Origin of the sequence: Mycobacterium sp. E342, assembly GCF_001667665.1 — a bacterium.
Taxonomy (GTDB): Bacteria; Actinomycetota; Actinomycetes; order Mycobacteriales; family Mycobacteriaceae; genus Mycobacterium.
In genome coordinates this window covers 1-18,694 of sequence record NZ_LZJM01000168.1, presented here as the reverse complement: position 1 = coordinate 18,694, position 18,694 = coordinate 1, and the positions used below count along the sequence as shown (strand labels likewise).

The following is an 18,694-nucleotide window of genomic DNA, read 5'->3' as shown; positions in this document are numbered from 1 at the left end:
CCGTTCGATTTGCTCTCGATCAGTCAGCATCGTGGATGAGCTGCGCCAATTGGCCGCGTGACGTGATGCCGAGTTTGGCGAAGGCGTTGTGGAGGTGTGTTTTCACGGTGTTAGGGGAGAGGTGCAGTTGCTGGGCGACGGAGCGGTTGGTGGCGCCGTCGGCGATCAGGTTGATGACTTTGAGTTCGGAGTCGGTGAGGCTGTCCCAGCCGGTTTTTGCCCGCGGTTGGGCGACGATGCGCCGTTGTATGCCTAATCGTCGGAGTGCGCGGCCGACCCGGCGGGCATCGGCTATCGCTTCGCACTCGACGTAGGTGTCGAAAGCGGCGTTCAGCTGGTCGAGCGCCTCGTCGTTGCGCTGCTTGCGACCGAGCTCGGCGCCGGCGTCCTCGGCGGCGCTGGCGTAGAGAAGCGGTCGCGCCGACGAGCGAAGCGACTGCGCCGCAGCCACCAATGCCCGCGCGTCACGTTCGAGAATCCCCCGAACATGTTGGGCGACTGCGGAAAACAACGGCACCGTTGGCCGCTCGCGTTCGAGCACTTCAACGGCATCCAGGAGACGCGCTCGCAGGCCGGCATCACCGGCGGCTGACGCCACGCGCGCGGTCAAAGTCAGCTGATCCAAAACGGTTGGCAAGAACGGTGTCATGAGTAGCGGGATATCGTCGCCGAGCCAGCGAAGCGCTTCATGAGCGTCGTCGCGCTGCCACGCCGCCAGCCCCAGCGCGCACGCCGCCCCTCGACGTACCGAAGGCGAACCGTTCGAGTATGCGTCGCGTGCCTCACTCATCGTCTCGAGCAACAACGTTCGGTCGTCGGTGCGCGCCGCTACTTCCGTCAGGGTGAACATGCGCATCGCGTTGACGAAGGTCGACCCCGGCCGTTCCGGCTTCGGCAACACTTCGGTGGTGGCGCGGGCAGCCAACAGTCGGCCCGCAGCCACCTGCACGACTCCCGACATCAAAGCCCAAATGTAAAGCGCCATCCCGTCCTGTTCTTTCTGGGATGTTTCTGTGCTACTTGCGACTAGCACCGCCGCCTCTTGCACCCGACCGACCACGGCGAGCAGGTTGGCAAGGTGGCATACGGCCAGGTTGTGAGTAGTCATATCGCCCGCGGCGGTCAGGTCTTGAAGTTCGTCAACACGCTGGAGACCCCGGCTGGCGTACCCGTTTGCGCAGTCGAGGTACGCAAGCGCTATTCGGGACAGAACGCTTGCCTCGCGGTCGCCGGTCGCCGCCGCGCCGGCCACCGCTTGGTCGGCTGCCGCGCTGTCGTGTGCACGCTGGCCGTACATGGTGAGGTTGTACGCCAGCCAGGCCTGATGTCGCGCCCGGGTGACTTCGCTGAGATGGGGCAACTGAAGCGCTCGACGGTTCACTTCAATGTGTCCAGCGGTCGTATCCGTGATGGCCGTCCGGAGCCGCAGCCGAATTTTGGCCTCTTCCTCGGGCGGCAGAGCGTCGGACATGTTGGTGCTGGCCAACCGTTTCGCATCCTCGTAGCGGGTGGCCCGATTGAGCAGCACGATCGTTTCCGTCACAAGTGCCCCACGTCCCGGGTCTTCGGCAGGCTGGAGTTCCAACGCGCGCTTGCTCAAATCCGCCGCAACGCTCGGATCGCTACTGGCTACGGCGTGTGCGGCTTGGCGCAGTGCCGCAATCGCTGCGTGATCGCCCGCCTCGGCGCTGCGGGCAAGCTGGGTTGCGACCTCCTCGGGTGCCGCCCCCATGTCCAGCATCACGGTTGCCGATTGCCGCTCCATCGCTCGGCGCAGCGACTGGGGTAAAGATTGCCGTGTCGCTTCGCGCAGCAAGTCGTGACGAAACCTCAGCTGATCACCGTCTTCGATGAGTAAGTCGGCACGGACAGCCTCTTCTACCGCCGATATCAGGGCAGTGGGTCGGCGTTCCAGCATCGCGGCGAGCACCCGGGCCGAGAACCGGTCCGGCAGCATGGCGGCTACCTGCACGACCTGCCTCGCAGCGCCGGAGAGCTGATGGAGTCGTTGCTGCATGGTATGGCTGAGTCGTCGCGGCAACGAGTCACCGGTGGTGACAGCCCGACCGCCGCTGATTTTCAGCCGGCCGTCCTCGTCCAGTCCCCGCAGCAGCTCCGTCAGCAGGAATGGGTTGCCGTGTGCCTTCTCAGCCAGACTCAGCAACGACGCATCCGCGTTGGCTCGCACGGCATCTCGCACAATGTCGACGACCGCACTCGCTTCGACGGCCGTCAACCGCAGAAATTTCGCATCCTCGCGTTCCAGGGCGGTCAATGTCTCACGGGCGGCTGGTCCGCCGGCGCCGGTCCGTGCGGTAAGCACCCACAGCACCGGGGCGTCGGGCCGCGTCGCGGCCAGCGACCGCAGCGCCAGCAGGGTGGCGTTGTCGGCCCAGTGGATGTCCTCGAGGAGGATCGCCAGGGGTTTTCGGGACGCGGTCGCGTATATCGCGGCTTGGAGGTCGCGCACCACCCAGTAGCTGAGATCGGCCGACGTACCCAGGCGACGTAAAGCCTCCACATCACCGACAGGCGGATCCGCCCGCAGAGTCGCCATGAAGAGCGAGAAAAACGGCACCGTCTGCTGGTACTCGAACGCCTCACCGAATAGCGCCCGAACACCAGCCTTCTCGGCCAGCGCCAAGACCTCGGTCAACAGTCGGCTCTTCCCGATGCCCGGCGGCCCCTCGATGACCAGGACGCCCCCGCGCCCCTGAGCGACCGCTGCGACCAGAGCGCCGATCTCCTTCAGCTCGCCCGCCCGCCCGCGAATCGGAGGCATGCGCACCTTGCCCGACGCGCTCGCGGTGCTCATGCGGACCACCGCCCACCGACACGAAGTAGGTGGGCGCAAGCTCTCCGAGTTAGATCGTCCACAGTTTTCGCCACCGCTTTGCGCTGGCAGTCAGTGTAGGCGTCTTCCTCCGCCCTACCTGGCAGCGATCCTGGAAACCTGCTCAACGAGATGCTTCTGGCGGACACGGCCGTACGCAACCGCGGTAATTTTGTCCCACGGCGCCGGCCTGTTCTCACCATCACCGTGACCCGCATCCGCTGGATAGTGACGACTGCGGCTCACATGCGTTCGATCCATTCAGCAATGCCTGTTGCAGTCACCCGGGTGATTCAGCTCGGCGGGTGATGACGATTCACCCCGCGTCGGTGAATGCTCATCGGCAGCTGGCGAGCGGAGGACAAATGCGGCCAACGATGTACCGGATCTGCATTCGAGGCCGCGTGACCGAGCGGCTCGGGTCCGCATTGGAAGGAATGTGCCTGGAGGCCGGTGCGACCGACAGTGCGTTCACTGGTGAGATCCGCGACCAGTCACAGCTTTACGGACTCCTCGACCGAGTCCGCGATCTGGGACTCGAGCTGATCAGCGTACAACCGCAGCTGGCCGCTGATTTCGCGGAAAGCACCGGCATCCGGAAGGAGCGGTAATGCAAGCCATCACAGTTCCAGGCTTTCAGAACATCCCATAGGAAGGCGGCCAAAATGGCCCTGAAATTACTACTCGCCACACTGACAGTTGCGGTGTTGCTCGCGCCCGCAATTCAGGCCGCGCCAACGCCGCAGAATTCGGATCAAAACCCGGTTGTCCGACCAGTTTTCAATCAACCTACCAATGTTCCGGGCAAATCACTTGAAGCGGTGACCGTCCACTATCCACCCGGAGCTAAGAGCGGAGCTCACCACCACGCGAACTCGGCGTTCATCATGGCGTACGTGATCTCCGGATCGATCCGCAGCCAAGTCGAAGGTGAGCCCGCACGCGTCTATCACGCCGGTGAGACATGGAGTGAAGCCCCCGGAGCGCACCACACGATCAGTGAGAATGCCAGCGCCACTGAACCCGCTGAATTACTAGCGGTTTTCCTGCTCGATACCGGAGACGGCCCGCTCACCACAGACGACGACGCGAGACGGTGACCCGCTGCGTCCGACATCCACGTTGCGACCCAGCTGGACGTTAGCGACCAACGGAAATGAGCACAGGTGAAAGCTAGTAAAGACTTCGACGTGATCGTCGTAGGTGGCGGGGTAGGCGGCGTGGCTGCCGTGCGGAAGCTTGCGTCACTGGGCCTCTCGGTAGCGCTAGTTGAGGATCGTCTGGTCGGTGGAGAGTGTCACTACTGGGGTTGCAACCCCAGCAAAACGCTGCTTCGCCCGATCGAGGTGCTGAACCTTGCGAAGTCGGTCCCAGGTGTGCGAGAGGCTATTTCGGACCGAGGGCTGGACGTTGCGGCCGTCTTCGCGAAACGCGACGCACTCATCGAGCACCTCTCGGACCAAGACCGAACTGCATCACTGCAGCAAGCCGGTGTAGCGGTGTTTCATGGGTTCGGCCGGTTGAGCGGCGAACGAACGGTGCGCGTGGCCTACGCCCTCGGAGATACCACCGAAGCCATCTTGACTGCATGCCACGCGGTCGTGCTGGCCACCGGCACTCGTCCGAACGTGCCTGAGATACCCGGTCTGGCGCAAGCACGACCGTGGACCAATCGGGACTTAACGACCATGACACGGGTGCCACCACGCGCGCTGGTGGTGGGTGGCGGCCCCGTCGCCGTCGAGTTCGCGACCATCCTGAGCGGTTTGGGGTCAGCGGTAACACTTCTGGTGCGCGAGCACACGCTGCTCTGCAACTGCGAACCCGAAGCTCGCGAACTCGTCGCGCAGTCACTGCGCAGCAGTGGCGTCAACATTTTCTTTGAGACACAGTTGTCGGCGGTAGCCCGACCCGTGGCGGGCGGGCCCGTCACCGCAACTTTGCTCGGCCGCACCATCGAGATAGACGAGGTCGTCCTGGCCGCGGGACGACGCAACAACACCGACGGCATCGGGCTGGAAACCATTGGCCTGACGGGCGGCGAAACCCTTTGTGTGAACGACCATCTCCAGGCGGCCGGTATCACAGGCGACTGGCTCTACGCTCTCGGAGATACCACCGGGCGTGCGCGGCTGTCTCATATCTCCACCTACCACGGACGTCTCGTGGCCGAAATCATCGCCGCGCGGGCCGCGGGACGAGAACTGTCCGAGAACGAAATGACTGCCCGTGACGCCGGCAGCCTGGCGCAGGTTATCCACACTGACCCCCAGGTCGCCTGGGTCGGGCGCACCGAAAGTCAGGCCCGAGCAGAAGGGTTCGTGGTGCGGACGCGGACGGCCCGCTACCCCGGCGCGGTGTCATTCCTCGCCCTTTACCGGGATGGCTTTCACGGATGGGCGAAACTGGTCATCAACGATGAGACCAACACACTGCTCGGAGCGACATTTGTCGGCCCGCAATTCTCCGAACTGGTTCAAGCAGCCACGCTGGCCGTTGTCGCGAAAATCCCGGTCACTCTCCTACGCCATGCGGTCGCGCCGCATCCGACGGTCAATCAGGTCTGGGATCCGCTACTCGCGGAAGAGTCCGAACTCGCCGCGTTACTGGACACCGCGGCGCAGAACGCGCAGAAAAGCGCTTAGGCGCATCAAACCCGTCAACCTCCGACGCTCGAGAGGAACCGCGATGACCTACGACTGGCCGGTCGTCCGACCGTGACCATGCTGGTAGCGGGGGTCCGCACGCCCGGCGGCAACGTCGAGACGTTCGAAGTGGACGATCCGCGACCTTTGGCGGCCGACGAGGTTCTGATCGATATTCGTCGCGCCGGGGTTGGTAACTGGGACAACATCATTCGTTACGGCGGATGGGACGTTGGCAGGACCGCCCCGCTGGCGCTGGGCGTCGAGGCTGCCGGAGTCATCGAGGCCGTCGGTGACAATCGCCAGAGCGGATTCAGTGTGGGCGATGCGGTGCTGTGTCACCCCGTGCCGCTGCGCGATCAAGGCACTTGGGCGCCGCTTCTGATCGCGCCGGTGGGCTCGCTCGCCTGCAAACCGCCCGAGATTCCGTGGGGGACCGCGGCGATTTTTCCCGTGCCGGCGTTGACCGCCGAGCAGGTGGTCGGTGAGGCGTTGGGCCTGCACCGCGGAGAGACGTTGCTCGTTCATGGCGCGGGTGGAATCACCGGCGGCCTCATCGTCCAGCTGGCCGCCATGCGCGGGGCCGACGTGCTCGCCACCGCCGGCCCGAGCAGCGCCGACCGAGTCCGCCGGCATGGCGCCCGCGAAGTACTCGATTACCGCGATCCACTGTGGCCACAGCACGCGAAGGCCTTGGCGAAGGGCTCGATCGACGCCGTCGCCAACGCCGCCCCAGGGGGTGCTGCTGCGGCGATGACCGCGCTTGCCGGCGGCGGCCGGATGGCCACCATCACCCCCGACCTACCCGCATCAACCCGTGGGATCGGCGTGACGGCGGTTTACGTCCGCTCAGACGGGCCCCAGCTCGACCGCCTCACCGCGCTACTCGCGTCAGGCAGGTTGAGCATGCCGACCCCGCGGTCCTGCGGCCTGGATCAGGCCGCCGCCGCCCTCGCGCACGTGGTTGCGGGCCACGAGGCCAGCGGCGTCGTCCTCACGACAGACAACCCTGGAAGCTAACCGAAAGCGCACAGCAGCAAGGAGTCTCGAGATGACAACCATTACCCCGATCCTCACCGGAGTGGCCGCACACATCGGACACTACGCCGACGCCGTCGCCGTATCCGGCGGCACGCAGATTTTCGTCTCCGGAACGCCAGGGGTGCGCGAAGACGGCACACTCCCCGAGGACTTCACCGACGAGGCCCGGCAGTGCTGGATCAATGTCGAAAACGCGCTCGGCAAGGCCGGCGCGAAGCTCACCGACATCGTCTACATGCGCCAGTGGGTCACCAGCCGTGACCATGCGTCCGCCTACCTGGCGGTGAGCAAAGAGATCATCCGCCACCGACCCGCCGCCATGTTCAGCATCATCGACGGGCTGGTGTGGCCCAACATCCGCGTGGAAGTCGAAGTCACCGCCATCCTGCCGGCATGACCGATTACCCCCTCGTCGAGTTGTCCACCGACGACCTGCTGACCACGACCCGCTCGGTGCGCAAACGCCTCGATCTGACCAAACCCGTTCCCATCGGCCTGATCCGGGAATGCCTGGAGATCGCGGTGCAGGCACCGACGTCGGCCAATGTGCAGAACTGGAGCTTCATCGTCGTCACCGACGGAAAACAGCGACGCGCGATTGCCGATGTGTATCGGCGCACCTGGGACCTGATCGTCGCTTCGCCGTTCGCGGTCGCCGATCGATTTAAGGACGACCCCGTACGCAACCGCGAGCAGCGCAAGGTGTCCGACAGCGCGGCGTATCTCGCCGAGCACATCGGCGAGGTCCCCGTCTTGACGATCCCGTGCGTCGAGGTCATCAACGGTGACGGCACGCTGACGGCCGAAAACGCCAACCAGTATTGGAGTTCGATCATGCCCGCCACCTGGAGCTACATGCTCGCCGCGCGGTCCCGGGGCTTGGGAACGACGTGGACCGGGGTGACCATCATGGCCGACGACGACATGCGGTCCATTCTCGGGCTGCCCGACAACGTCTACCACGCCACGACCGTCCCGACCGCGTACTACACCGGCACCACATTCCGGCGTGCAAAACGGATACCGCTCGACGACGTGCTGCATTTCGACCGGTGGTGACCACACCACCGGAACCAGACTGCGGGACAACCGCCCGTACGGAAGCGAAGTTCCACGGAGGAACGACATGGAAGGCGATTACGGCGGTCGAAGCCGCGGCAACCCCCGAGGCTCCAGCCGATCCTTCGATTCCGGTGACGTCGGCGACATCGAAGTCGAGGCGGCCATCCCGGTCGACGAGCATCGCGCGCAAGCCAGCCGGCACACAGCGATCGCCAGCAGCGACATTGATGCGTTGGCGCAGCTGAAGAGTCTGAGAAAGGCGCTCTGACGCCGCCGATGATCCTCGCACGCAAGGGATCTGGCGCACCGACATCGTCACCCGCCGGACGGCCCCGGCGGTGACCTTGCGCGACGCGGCACCGACCAGTCGCGCGATGGTGGTCGCGGTGATGGTGTCCATGGTCGCATTCCTCGACTCCACCGTCATCAACCTGGCGTTGCCGGCCACCGAGCGTGACCTTGGCGGCGGCTTGGCGCTGCAGCAATGGGTCATCGACGGCTACCTGCTGGCGATGGCGGCCGTGATTCTTCCCGGCGGGTCCATCTCGGATCTGTTCGGACGCGTTCCGGTTATGCGGTTCGGGCTGTTGGCTTTCGGGGCGGGCTCGGTTGTGGCGGCGATTGCCACTTCACCGGGGATGCTGATCATTGCACGCGTCATCCAGGGCCTGGGCGCGGCGTTCCTCGTGCCGGGCTCGCTGGCGCTGATCAATACGGTGTTCGACAAGGCGCACCAGTCCGCCGCGATAGGTGTCTGGACCGGGTGGACCGGAACCGCCTTCGCGTTGGGCCCCCTGCTGGGCGGATTGTGCGTCGATTTGCTCGGCTGGCGCTGGATTTTCGTGTTGTCGGCGATCCCCATGGCGGTCGGGTTTGCGCTGACCTTCTGGCTGTGCCCGATGTCGGAACGGGTCGGAGGCGCGCGCGTGGACATCGCGGGGGTGGGCCTATCGGCGGTAGGGCTGGCCGGGACCGTGTATGCGTTGATCGGATCGCAGCACGACGGCTGGACCGAACCGCGGCTCATCGCGCCACTGGTGATTGGGGTTGCCGCTCTGGCGGGCTTCGTGAGCTGGCAGCACCGGAGCAGGAGTCCGATGGTTCCATTGCGGCTGTTCACCTTTCGCAATTTCGCTGCCGCCAATCTCGTCACCGCATTCGTCTATGCCGGGTTGACGCTGGCGTCGCTGGCCATCGCGCTCTACACCCAAGAAATCGGCGGCTACTCGGCAACCGCGGCCGGACTGACCACCCTGCCGATCCCGGCGCTGTCGTTCGTGTTCGCCCGCCATGTCGGCCGGATCGCCGCACGGGTAGGCCCGCGCACGTTCCTGATCGGCGGCCCCGCCCTGGCGGGGATCGGGCTGCTGCTGATCCGCCCGAAATCCCATGAATTCCACGCGATCACCGACCTGATTCCGGGGATGACCGTGCTGGCCATAGGGCTGGTCGCGACTGTCACGCCACTGACCTCGGTGACGTTGGCTTCGGTGCCGTCAGAGCACAGCGGTCTGGCGTCGGCGATCAACAACGCCGTGTCGCGGCTCGCCGCGCTGATGTCGATCGGGTCCATGGGGCTGATCAGCGTTGGCGCGGCGAGCGCCACCGGATTCGCCCACGTATTACAGGTGAGCGCTGCGCTATTCGCCCTCGGCGCGTTGTGCGCCGCGCTGTTGATCACCAATCCGCCTGGCGGGTGCCGGTCCGTGCCGTGCGCCATCGCGGCTCTATGCCGCGACCGACCCGGTGTGCAACCAGCCCTGGCCAGCAGCGCTTCGGCCGCCACCGATCCATCTTTTCCGCGCTAACCGTGCACCGCTCGGCGAAGAAGATGGTGAACAACGCCGCAACCGAGTGGTTCGCTCGCCGCAAGAGGGAGATAGTCGCCAGACGTTTGGGCGCGAATTCGTCTTGATGGCAGGTCTGTTCACCCGGGTGAATACGTGACCGGGGTGATGACAGCTCACCCCGGCGGGCCGCAATCTCAGTAGGACCAGATCCGGCGGGGATCGCCGGCCAGTTTGTGGGTCGCCCCAGGCCGAGCGCGCTACGCGTCGCCGATACGAAACGGCGGTCCACCCGGAACCGTCAGGAGAACCAGAAAGGCAACCCGCACATGCATTTTAAGGGCAAGAAGGTCATTGTTATCGGCGGCAGTGCCGGCATGGGTCGGCAGGTTGCGATCGACATCGTCGATCACGGCGGGAGCGCGGTGATCGTGGGCCTGTCGAAGAACCGAGTCGACGACACCGTCGCTGAGCTGAGCCGGCGTGGCCATGCCTGGGGAATCTCTGCCGAGCTGACTGATCGCGAAGCGGTCGCCGATGTGCAAAGGGTGCTTTCTGAGCAGCACAGCGAAGCGACACTCTTGGTGAACGCGGCCGGATTCTTCATCCCCAAGCCGTTTCTCGAGTACGACGCGCAGGACTACGACTCGTACATGGAACTCAATTACGCCCTGTTCTTTCTGACGCAGACCGTTGTCGAGGGCATGATCGCCCGCGGCGAGGGCGGGGCCATCGTCAACATCGGCAGCATGTGGGCGCATCAGGCGATCGGTGTGACCCCGTCGTGCGGGCACTCGATGCAAAAAGCCGGCCTCCACGCGCTAACCCATAATCTGGCCATCGAGCTTGCCGGGCACAAGATCCGCGTAAACGCAGTGGCGCCGGCCGCCGTCAAAACCCCGGCGCTCGAGCGCTGGGTACCTAAGGCCGAGATCGACTCGAAGCTCGACACTTTCGCGCCCTTTCATCCCCTGGGACGCGTCGGCACGCCGGCCGACGTGGCCAATGCCGTGACATATCTGCTGTCAGATCAGGCCAGCTGGGTCACCGGCGCGATTCTCAACGTCGATGGCGGCGTCATGGCAGGCCGCAATTAGACAGAAAGCCTGAAAGGAGGAATTGCAGTGACAATCGACATCTTGAGGCCCGGCGGCCCCCCAGCGAAGTCCGTCGGCCGCACCGAAGGCAAGTCCGTGTTCAACGGAACAGTCGGTGTCCGCCACATCCTCAACAAGGCTCAGGCCGAAGGCCGCTTCTCCGTGCTCGAGCATCCCATGTCCCCTCGGGCACTGGCCGCACCGCTTCATCGCCACCACAACGAAGATGAGTACAGCTGGATCATCCAGGGACGTGTAGGCGCCTTGCTTGGTGATGAGGTGCTCGAGGGCGGACCTGGCGACGTCATTTTCAAGCCGCGAGGTCAATGGCATTCGTTCTGGAACGCGGGCGATGAGCCGGCCCGCATCCTCGAGATCATTTCTCCCGCAGGATTCGAGCAGTTCTTCGGCGAGCTTGCTGATCTCGGCGGTGTAGCCACGATATCGCCCGAAGTCCTGGATGAGCTCTGTGCGCGCTACGAACTAGAGATGGATGTCGACAGCGTCCCCGAACTCTGCAAACGCTTCGACTTGAAATTCCCCGGTGAACCTCTTTGAGAGTGAACGATGGGGTTCGAAATTCCCTGATGCGGTCGGCTTGCTGCGTTAAGCGCGGCCCGGGCTGAGGGGGCCGCGTGGAGGTGCGAAACATGATCATCGACGGCGACTACGACGACACCAGGCCCGACGGAACGTTAGGGCCCAGCGAATCTCTGGACTCCAACGAAGTACGCAATGACGATGGTGACATCGTGGTCGATGCGCCGTTGCGCTGGATCTCTCCGGACGAGCACCTCACGCTGCATGAGCGTCTGGCCGCTGAGGAGCCGGAACTTGGCTACACGGGGGGCCCGCCGCCGCCCAAACGACGGCCCTTCGTTCTACACAGTGGCGCGCGAAGAGTTTGACGAGGACGCCGACTGACCGGGCACTCCGAGCCCTCACCCGGGTGAATAGGTGGTCGGGGTGATGACAGATCACCCCGACCGGTCGCAGGCTCAATACGACGAGACGGGTCGATGGCCGTTCTGCTTGCAGGGCGCCAGGGCGAACGAACTCCTTCCGGCGGAACGTCGATCGCAGGAGCCATGTCTCGGGTGCGGGCAAGCCTTCCCATCGGCCTGGTGGGTCTCGATCACCGGTCGGACTACAACGCTGAAAGGTTCATCATGAAGATCGTAGTCATTGGCGGTCGTGGCCTTATTGGCTCGAAAGTAGTGGCCATGCTTGGCGCGCAGGGACACGACGTGATCGTCGCTTCACGCCAATCCGGTGTCGATTCACTCACGGGCGAAGGCCTAGCAAACGCCGTCACCGGGGCGGATGTCCTTGTCGACGTTGCTGATTCACCAGTGTTCGACGATGAACCTGTGATGCACTTCTTCACGACCACGACCAAGAATCTTCTTTCTGCCGAGCGGGAAGCGGGAGTCAAACACCATGTCGCGTTGTCCGTCGTGGGTTCGCACCGCATGCCAGACAGCGGCTACAACACCGCGAAAGCAGCTCAGGAGGAGCTGGTCAAGAATTCGGGCCGACCGTATTCGATCGTACGCGCAACGCCGTTCTACGAGTTCGCGATTGGCTTGGCCGATTCCGCGACAGACGGGGAGATTGTCAGATTGCCACATGCATCGTTCCGCCCTATCGCCGCCAACGATGTCGCCACCGCCGTGGCTCGCGCGGCGGTCGGACCTCCCATCAACGGCGTCATGGAGATCGCGGGGCCCGAAGCAATGGGAATGGACGACTTCGTCCGCACGGGCCTTGCCGCCAACGGCGATCGACGCCGGGTCGTGACCGACCCCCAGGCTCCATATTTCGGCGCGGTGATCGAGGATCACAGCCTCGCACCCGATGAGAACGCCACGATCTTTTCCACTCGATACTCCGACTGGATCGAAGCACGCTCCACCAGGATGGGATGACGAATGTCGTTCGAAACGAGCGACTCCGGACGTGAGTCAACAGTCCAGGTGCTTCAGGAAGTGCGATCACCGTCCATTCCTGAAGATGCCCACGTGATGACCGTTCTCATCAACCACCCGCCGGGTGCCCCCGGGTACCCGCCACACCGTCTTCCCGGCGGCCCGGGATTCGGTTACATGATCGGCGGTGAGATGTTGTTCGAGCTCGAGGGTGAAGCGCCACGCGTCCTTCGCGCCGGAGACGCCTTTTGGGGGCCCGGCGGCGACGTGATCCACTATCGGGACGCCAACAACCGCACAGACATTCCTTGTAGCTTTGTCCTCACGCTGCTGTGCGCGCCCGGGCAACCGATGCGCGAATGGGTTACCGACGCGGAGCTCGCGGTGCGAAAACACCTGCGTGTCACGGGCTGATTCCTCGACACTAGGCAACCAGGTGGGCCGGTGGGTGCTCGGGCCGGCCTGCGGTTCGAAGTGACGGGCATCGAGACACCTCCGAACGCGGGCCGGCCATCGCCAGCGAATACCCAGGCGGGCGCGGATATCACCTCGCGCCCGCCTGGTGTGACGGGAATCTCGTGCGGCTGCGATCAGCCGTGGGCGTGCGGCGGCTTGGCCGGGCCGCCGCACTTGCCGTCGTTGGCCGGCCGGACGTTGATGCTGGTCGCCTGCAGCGCGCCGCTGCTGTCCTTGGTTCCGCGGGCGGTGAGGCACTTGCCCTGCGCGATCGCGTCCGTGGTGGCCGACGACTGCTTCATGTACCTGGTCTTGTCGTCGACAGTCACGGCCGTCTGGGTGGTGTTGCCGCTCGGGTCGGTGCCCGTGACGTTGATGGTGTTACCGGTGACCGACGCCACCGCTCCCTGCACGGGCGCCGGCCGTGCCGGCGGCGGCGTCGGCGCCCCGGACGGGGCGGGGCTGGGCGAACCGCCGGGCGCTGCGGTCTTGGGCTTCGGGCAGGTGCCGTTGACCGACGGGCTGACCTTCACCGACGCCGCGGTGACCGGCTGCCCGCCCTGCGCCTCCTTGGTGGGCCGGACGGTGACGCAGTTGCCCGTGGTGACGTCGGTAAGTGCGGCCGGGGTGACCTCGGTGACCTTCGTCGTCGCGGTGAAGTTCACGGCGGCAGCGGCGTTGTCCTCCTGGGTCACCTGAACGGAATTGCCCGCCACCGAGGCGATCAGGCCGCTGACCCGCGCCTCACCGGCCGCCGGCGCGGGCGACGTGGTGGTCGACGTGACGGTGGACGTCGACGTCGACGGCGGACTGGACTTGTTCGACGAGCCGCAGGCGGCGATGGACAACGCGGTGGTTGCCGCGACGGCGACTACCGCGACGCGGGTGAATAGAGCCGTGTGACTGCTGGCAGACATCAACGTTTCTCCAATCGTGGTCAGGACCAACGAAAGGGTTTACCCGCCAAACCTGTAGCTAACCTGTGTGTAATCCGGGCGCGCTCAGAATGCGGTTTCGGAAACCCGCATGACGTCGTCGTCGATGGACTCGATGACTTTGCGCAGGGAGGTGAGCTTCGGCAGCATGTTCTTGGCGAAGAACGCCGAGGTCGCCACTTTCCCCTGGTAGAAAGCCACGTCGTCGCCGGCCGCGCCCGCTAGCGCGGCGTTGGCGACGCCGGCCTGCACCAGCAGCCGCCAGCCGATCAGCAGATCGCCCACCGCCAGCAGATACCGCACCGATCCGAGCCCGACTTTGTAGATTTCACTGGGATGTTGCGCGGCGGACATCAGGTAACCGGTCAACGCGCCGGTCATCGCGGTGACCTCGTCGAGTGCGGTCTGCAGCAGCTGGGCCTGCGGTTTGAGCGCCTCGTCGCAGGTGTCGATCGTCGCCGTGATCTGAGCCGTCACGAACTGCAGCGCCTCGCCACGATCCCGGACGATCTTGCGGAAGAAGAAGTCCAGCGCCTGGATCGCCGTGGTGCCCTCGTAGAGCGAATCGATCTTGGAATCACGGATGTACTGCTCGAGCGGATAGTCCTGCAGGAAGCCCGAACCGCCGAGCGTCTGCAGCGACTCGGTCAGGACTTCGTAGGCCCGCTCGGAGCTCACTCCTTTCACGATCGGCAGCAGCAAGTCGTCCACCCGGTGCGCCATCTCGTGATCTGCAGCCGAAACATGTTGCGCCACAGCGTCTTCCTGGTGGGCGGCGGCATACATGTACAGGGCCCGCAGGCCCTCGGCGTAGGCCTTCTGCGTCATCAGGCTACGACGCACGTCGGGGTGGTGCATGATGGTGACCCGCGGCGCGGTCTTGTCGGACATCTGCGTCAGGTCCGCACCCTGCACCCGCTCCTTGGCGAAGGCCAGCGCGTTGAGGTAACCGGTGGACAGGGTTCCGGCGGCCTTGACACCGATCGTCATGCGCGCGTGCTCGATGACGGTGAACATCTGCGCGATCCCGTTGTGCACGTCGCCCACCAGGTAGCCGACCGCGGGCACATCTGTTGCGCCGAAAGTCAATTCGCAGGTGGGGGAGGACTTGATCCCCATCTTGTGTTCCACGCCCGTCGTGAAAACGCCGTTGCGAGGCCCGAGTTCGAACGTGTCCGGGTCGAAGAGGTATTCGGGCACGTAGAACAGGCTCAGCCCCTTGGTGCCCGGTCCCGCGCCCTCCGGTCGGGCCAGCACCAGGTGGAAGATGTTCTCGGCGGTGTCACCCACGTCGCCACCGGAGATGAAGCGCTTGACGCCCTCGATATGCCAAGTGCCGTCGGGTTGTTCGATGGCCTTGGCGCGGCCCGCGCCGACGTCGGAGCCGGCATCGGGTTCGGTGAGCACCATGGTGGCCGCCCATCCGCGCTCCACACCCTCGGCGGCCCAGCGCCGTTGCTCTTCGTTGCCCTCGACGTACAGCGCCTGAGCCATCAGTGGCCCGAGGCAGAAGAAGTTGGCAGAGGGGTTGGCGCAGATGATCATTTCGTTGACCGCCCACGCCAGCGGCGGCGGCGCGGCCATGCCGCCGATCTGCTCGTCGAGCATCAGCCGCCACCAGCCGGCCTCTTTGATCGTCTCCACCGTCTTGGCCAGCTCGGGCGCCACGCTGATGGTGTGGGCGGCCGGGTCGAACACCGGCGGGTTGCGGTCGGCGAAGGCGAAGGTTTCCGCGACCGGGCCTTCGGCCAGGCGGGCGGCTTCGTCCAGGATCGTCCGGACCGTGTCCTCGTCCAGGTCGGCGTACGGGCCGGTGCCCAGGACGGCGCCCACGCCGAGAACCTCGAACAGGTTGAACTCGATGTCGCGGACGTTTGCGATGTAGTGGCCCAACGCGATTCCCTCACTGGTCCTCGAGGCGGCGGATCGTCCGCATCAGTGTCTCCGACGTGGGAAAACGTACGCAACCGTAACCTACGGCGGGCCGCAGGCAGGTTACGACCCGGTGTCGTCGTGCCGAACCGGGCGCGCGCGGTCGTGTTGGGCCGTAGGCGAATCCGGCGACGCGGTTGCGACGACCCGTCGACGCTCGCGCGCGTGCCGGCCGTGGGGTTTCGGCCGGCGTCGTCGCCCGGGAACATCGCGTCGGGTTCCGGCGTTGAGAGCAAATGTGACAACACTCGATCTCACTGCTGAGAAGTTCAACGAAACCATCGAGGGCAACGACATCGTGCTCGTCGATTTCTGGGCGTCGTGGTGCGGACCATGCCGCCAGTTCGGGCCCACCTTCCAGGCGTCTTCGGAGAAGCATCCCGACATCGTGCACGCGAAGGTCGACACCGAGGCCGAACAGCAGCTGGCCGCGGCCGCCCAGATCCGGTCCATCCCCACGCTGATGGCCTTCAAGAAGGGCAAACTGCTGTTCAATCAGGCCGGCGCGCTGCCGCCCGCGGCCCTCGAAGACCTGGTCCAGCAGATCAAGGCCTTCGACGTGGACGCGGCCCAGGCCGGCCAGGCCGAATAGCCCTTGGCCCTGAGGCCCGCGACCCCGCGAATCGGGGAAGCGACGGTCTGGACGCCGGAATCGGCGTGCCCTCCGGCGGCGCGACGCGCCCCGAGCTTTCTGCGGCTATGGCATGCGGTTGGGGATCCCGGCGTGTCCACGCCGCCGTCGGGACGGGGACGGGGTACCTACCGCAGGCCCATTTGAGAGGCAGGCAGAGTAGCTAGCGTGCCCAGGAAGAGAAAACAGGCTTCCTTGAAGCCCTCCACGCGTGCTCTGAGCATTAGCTTCCTAAACCGGTAGAACGAGGGGCGATGTGCTATACCCGCCCGTCCGCATTGACAAACTTGGAAATTTCTCCAAAGTCCGACTTTGAAACTAGAGGATCCCACCATCGTCGGGACTGCGCACCCCACGCGCTAGGTTGCTTGGGTGAGCTTGGTACTGGTAGAGCACCCGCGGCCCGGCGTCGCGCTGATTACCCTCAATCGCCCCGAGCGGATGAACTCCATGGCGTTCGACGTCATGGTGCCGCTCAAAGAGGCCCTCGAGAAGGTGCGGTACGACAATTCCGTGCGCGTGGTCGTGCTGACCGGGGCGGGCCGGGGGTTCTCGTCGGGCGCCGACCACAAGTCCGCGGGCTCGGTGCCCCACGTCGAGGGGCTCACCCGCCCGACCTACGCGCTGCGCTCCATGGAGGTCCTCGACGAGGTCATCCTGGGGCTGCGGCGCCTGCATCAGCCGGTGATCGCCGCGGTCAACGGCCCGGCCATCGGTGGCGGGCTGTGCCTGGCGCTGGCCTGCGATGTCCGGGTCGCCTCGACCGGCGCGTACTTTCGCGCGGCCGGCATCAACAACGGCCTGACCGCCAGCGAACTGGGGCTGAGCTACCTGCTGCCCAGGGCCATCGGCTCGTCGCGGGCGTTCGAAATCATGCTGACCGGTCGCGACGTCACCGCCGAGGAGGCCGAGCGCATCGGGCTGGTGTCGTGTCAGGTGCCCGACGAGCAGCTGCTGGACACCTGCTACGCGATTGCGGCGCGTATGGCGGCGTTCTCGCGGCCGGGAATCGAGTTGACCAAGCGCACACTGTGGAGTGGACTGGACGCCGGTAGCCTGGAAGGGCACATGCAAGCCGAAGGCTTGGGCCAGCTGTTCGTTCGTCTGCTCACCGCCAACTTCGAAGAAGCGGTTGCCGCGCGCGCGGAAAAGCGGCCGCCGGTGTTCACCGACGACAAATAGCCACCACACAAGGGAGTAGATGTGATCACGGCCACGGACCTCGAGGTCCGCGCTGGCGCGCGCATTCTGCTCTCACCGGACGGCCCGGATCTGCGCGTGCAGCCCGGTGACCGCATCGGGCTGGTCGGTCGCAACGGCGCGGGCAAGACCACCACTTTGCGCATCCTGGCGGGCGAGACGGAACCGTACGCGGGATCCGTCGCGCGTGCCGGGGAAATCGGTTATCTGCCACAGGATCCCAAAGAGGGTGACCTCGAAGTCCTGGCCCGCGACCGCGTTCTGTCCGCGCGCGGTCTGGACGTGCTGCTCACCGACCTGGAAAAGCAGCAGGCGTTGATGGCCGAGGTCGCCGACGACGACGCCCGCGACCGCGCCATCCGACGCTACGGACAGCTCGAGGAGCAGTTCGTCGCGTTGGGCGGCTACGGCGCCGAGAGTGAAGCCAGCCGCATCTGCGCGAGCCTAGGCTTGCCGGACCGGGTGCTGACGCAGAAGCTGCGCACGCTGTCCGGTGGGCAGCGCCGCCGGGTGGAGCTGGCGCGCATCCTGTTCGCCGCGTCCGAAGGCGGAGCGGGCGCTTCAGGTTCAGAGACCACGCTGCTACTCGACGAGCCCACCAACCACCTGGACGCGGATTCGATCGGCTGGTTGCGGGATTTTCTGCGGACCCACGCCGGCGGCCTGGTGATCATCAGCCACAACGTCGAGCTGCTCGCCGACGTCGTGAACCGGGTGTGGTTTCTGGACGCCGTGCGCGGCGAGGTCGACGTCTACAACATGGGCTGGCAGAAGTACCTGGACGCCCGGGCCACCGACGAACAGCGCCGTCGCCGCGAACGCGCCAATGCCGAACGCAAGGCCTCCGCGTTGCGCACCCAAGCGGCCAAGCTGGGCGCCAAAGCCACGAAAGCCGTTGCGGCGCAGAACATGCTGCGCCGCGCCGATCGGATGATGGCCGCGCTCGACGAGGAGCGAGTGGCCGACAAAGTGGCCCGCATCAAGTTCCCGACCCCCGCCCCGTGCGGGCGCACACCGTTGGTCGCCAAGGGACTGAGCAAGTCGTACGGCTCGCTGGAGGTGTTCACCGGCGTCGACCTGGCCATCGACCGCGGCTCTCGGGTGGTGGTGCTGGGCCTCAACGGCGCCGGCAAGACCACGCTGCTGC

Annotated in this window: 19 protein-coding genes; 16 read left to right on the top strand and 3 right to left on the bottom strand. The window is 65.4% G+C overall.

The features are described from left to right. Positions 1-19 precede the first annotated feature (19 nt). Entirely contained in the window at positions 20-2,815 is a 2,796-nt protein-coding gene (locus tag A5692_RS11990) for an AAA family ATPase (RefSeq protein ID WP_068056191.1), read from the bottom strand. A 326-nt stretch (positions 2,816-3,141) separates the two neighbouring features. Between A5692_RS11990 and A5692_RS11985 the strand changes: the two genes are divergently transcribed. From A5692_RS11985 to A5692_RS11935, 13 genes are all read left to right on the top strand, one after another. Beyond that, entirely contained in the window at positions 3,142-3,444 is a 303-nt protein-coding gene (locus A5692_RS11985) for a hypothetical protein (protein WP_231984305.1), read from the top strand. Positions 3,445-3,498: 54 nt separating this feature from the next. After that, positions 3,499-3,933 (top strand): cupin domain-containing protein, encoded by a 435-nt coding sequence (locus tag A5692_RS28240; protein WP_082962625.1) that lies wholly within the window; start codon positions 3,499-3,501, stop codon positions 3,931-3,933. Between the two features lie 66 nt (positions 3,934-3,999). Then, entirely contained in the window at positions 4,000-5,478 is a 1,479-nt protein-coding gene (locus A5692_RS11980; protein WP_068056186.1) for an NAD(P)/FAD-dependent oxidoreductase, read from the top strand. 78 nt (positions 5,479-5,556) lie between these two features. After that, a complete protein-coding gene (locus tag A5692_RS11975; protein ID WP_231984309.1) occupies positions 5,557-6,498 on the top strand; it encodes an NADP-dependent oxidoreductase in 942 nt (313 codons plus the stop codon). A 31-nt stretch (positions 6,499-6,529) separates the two neighbouring features. Beyond that, positions 6,530-6,916, top strand: a complete 387-nt coding sequence (locus A5692_RS11970) for a Rid family hydrolase (RefSeq protein WP_068056181.1) — start codon at positions 6,530-6,532, stop codon at positions 6,914-6,916. Further along, positions 6,913-7,578 carry a nitroreductase family protein gene (locus A5692_RS11965; RefSeq protein WP_068056180.1) on the top strand — a complete coding sequence of 222 codons (666 nt, stop codon included), beginning with the start codon at positions 6,913-6,915 and terminating at the stop codon, positions 7,576-7,578. The genes A5692_RS11970 and A5692_RS11965 overlap by 4 nt, the downstream gene beginning before the upstream one ends. Positions 7,579-7,645: 67 nt before the next feature. Continuing rightward, positions 7,646-7,849 (top strand): hypothetical protein, encoded by a 204-nt coding sequence (locus A5692_RS11960; RefSeq protein ID WP_068056178.1) that lies wholly within the window; start codon positions 7,646-7,648, stop codon positions 7,847-7,849. Positions 7,850-7,919: 70 nt separating this feature from the next. After that, positions 7,920-9,389, top strand: a complete 1,470-nt coding sequence (locus A5692_RS11955; RefSeq protein WP_231984304.1) for an MFS transporter — start codon at positions 7,920-7,922, stop codon at positions 9,387-9,389. A 308-nt stretch (positions 9,390-9,697) separates the two neighbouring features. After that, entirely contained in the window at positions 9,698-10,465 is a 768-nt protein-coding gene (locus tag A5692_RS11950) for an SDR family NAD(P)-dependent oxidoreductase (RefSeq protein ID WP_068056176.1), read from the top strand. A gap of 27 nt (positions 10,466-10,492) precedes the next feature. Then, entirely contained in the window at positions 10,493-11,023 is a 531-nt protein-coding gene (locus A5692_RS11945; protein WP_231984303.1) for a cupin domain-containing protein, read from the top strand. A 92-nt stretch (positions 11,024-11,115) separates the two neighbouring features. After that, positions 11,116-11,373: a hypothetical protein gene (locus A5692_RS28235; protein WP_156766049.1), complete on the top strand. Its 258-nt coding sequence runs from the start codon at positions 11,116-11,118 to the stop codon at positions 11,371-11,373. Between the two features lie 261 nt (positions 11,374-11,634). Next, the gene (locus tag A5692_RS11940) at positions 11,635-12,393 is read left to right on the top strand and encodes an SDR family oxidoreductase (RefSeq protein ID WP_068056275.1); all 759 of its coding nucleotides are present in this window, start codon (positions 11,635-11,637) and stop codon (positions 12,391-12,393) included. 3 nt (positions 12,394-12,396) lie between these two features. Continuing rightward, the gene (locus A5692_RS11935) at positions 12,397-12,807 is read left to right on the top strand and encodes a cupin domain-containing protein (protein ID WP_068056172.1); all 411 of its coding nucleotides are present in this window, start codon (positions 12,397-12,399) and stop codon (positions 12,805-12,807) included. Between the two features lie 176 nt (positions 12,808-12,983). Here the strand turns inward: A5692_RS11935 and A5692_RS11930 are convergent, their stop codons facing one another. Further along, on the bottom strand, positions 12,984-13,766 hold the full coding sequence (locus A5692_RS11930) for a DUF5666 domain-containing protein (protein WP_197514434.1): 783 nt from the start codon (positions 13,764-13,766) through the stop codon (positions 12,984-12,986). Between the two features lie 84 nt (positions 13,767-13,850). Further along, entirely contained in the window at positions 13,851-15,677 is a 1,827-nt protein-coding gene (locus tag A5692_RS11920) for an acyl-CoA dehydrogenase (RefSeq protein WP_068056164.1), read from the bottom strand. A 277-nt stretch (positions 15,678-15,954) separates the two neighbouring features. Between A5692_RS11920 and trxA the strand changes: the two genes are divergently transcribed. From trxA to A5692_RS11905, 3 genes are all read left to right on the top strand, one after another. Then, the gene (gene trxA / locus A5692_RS11915; RefSeq protein ID WP_068056162.1) at positions 15,955-16,308 is read left to right on the top strand and encodes a thioredoxin; all 354 of its coding nucleotides are present in this window, start codon (positions 15,955-15,957) and stop codon (positions 16,306-16,308) included. Between the two features lie 411 nt (positions 16,309-16,719). Continuing rightward, positions 16,720-17,529, top strand: a complete 810-nt coding sequence (locus A5692_RS11910; RefSeq protein WP_068056160.1) for an enoyl-CoA hydratase — start codon at positions 16,720-16,722, stop codon at positions 17,527-17,529. Between the two features lie 21 nt (positions 17,530-17,550). Further along, a partial coding sequence (locus A5692_RS11905) for an ABC-F family ATP-binding cassette domain-containing protein (protein ID WP_068056158.1) occupies positions 17,551-18,694 on the top strand: 1,144 nt, incomplete at its 3' end.

Coding starts and splice junctions, on each gene's coding strand:
- A5692_RS11965 (WP_068056180.1), top strand. CDS start 6,913: ATGACCGATTACCCCCTCGTCGAGTTGTCCACCGACGACCTGCTGACC.
- A5692_RS11935 (WP_068056172.1), top strand. CDS start 12,397: ATGTCGTTCGAAACGAGCGACTCCGGACGTGAGTCAACAGTCCAGGTG.
- A5692_RS28235 (WP_156766049.1), top strand. CDS start 11,116: ATGATCATCGACGGCGACTACGACGACACCAGGCCCGACGGAACGTTA.
- A5692_RS11930 (WP_197514434.1), bottom strand. CDS start 13,766: ATGTCTGCCAGCAGTCACACGGCTCTATTCACCCGCGTCGCGGTAGTC.
- A5692_RS11975 (WP_231984309.1), top strand. CDS start 5,557: ATGCTGGTAGCGGGGGTCCGCACGCCCGGCGGCAACGTCGAGACGTTC.
- A5692_RS28240 (WP_082962625.1), top strand. CDS start 3,499: ATGGCCCTGAAATTACTACTCGCCACACTGACAGTTGCGGTGTTGCTC.
- A5692_RS11990 (WP_068056191.1), bottom strand. CDS start 2,815: ATGAGCACCGCGAGCGCGTCGGGCAAGGTGCGCATGCCTCCGATTCGC.
- A5692_RS11970 (WP_068056181.1), top strand. CDS start 6,530: ATGACAACCATTACCCCGATCCTCACCGGAGTGGCCGCACACATCGGA.
- A5692_RS11985 (WP_231984305.1), top strand. CDS start 3,142: ATGACGATTCACCCCGCGTCGGTGAATGCTCATCGGCAGCTGGCGAGC.
- A5692_RS11960 (WP_068056178.1), top strand. CDS start 7,646: ATGGAAGGCGATTACGGCGGTCGAAGCCGCGGCAACCCCCGAGGCTCC.
- A5692_RS11940 (WP_068056275.1), top strand. CDS start 11,635: ATGAAGATCGTAGTCATTGGCGGTCGTGGCCTTATTGGCTCGAAAGTA.
- A5692_RS11950 (WP_068056176.1), top strand. CDS start 9,698: ATGCATTTTAAGGGCAAGAAGGTCATTGTTATCGGCGGCAGTGCCGGC.